The following is a 241-nucleotide window of genomic DNA, read 5'->3' as shown; positions in this document are numbered from 1 at the left end:
GTGGAACAGAGACAGTTGCGGCTCACCCCGACTGCCCCGATGAGGGGCAGTTCGGGGTGAACGTCATCGCTCAATCAGCTCTGTCACGGTACGATCACCGCCTTCCTTACCGGAAGATCGCTGATCGCTTCGAGCAACTACACGGACTCGAACTCTCGGGTGCATCCGCGTGGCACGCGACCGAGCGCGCTGCGCGCGCCGGTCGCTGTGAGTACGAGCAGATCCGTCAAGAGATTCAGGA

General features: G+C 61.8%; 1 pseudogene. It reads left to right on the top strand.

What is annotated here, in order from left to right:
- Positions 1 to 241: pseudogene (locus EXE47_RS18350) on the top strand (IS66 family transposase); the annotation flags it as partial.

Origin of the sequence: Halorubrum sp. GN12_10-3_MGM, from assembly GCF_005435235.1 — an archaeon.
Taxonomy (GTDB): domain Archaea; phylum Halobacteriota; class Halobacteria; order Halobacteriales; family Haloferacaceae; genus Halorubrum; species Halorubrum ezzemoulense.
The sequence above is the reverse complement of the archived record's forward strand: the minus strand, read 5'-3'. Positions and strand labels throughout refer to the sequence as shown.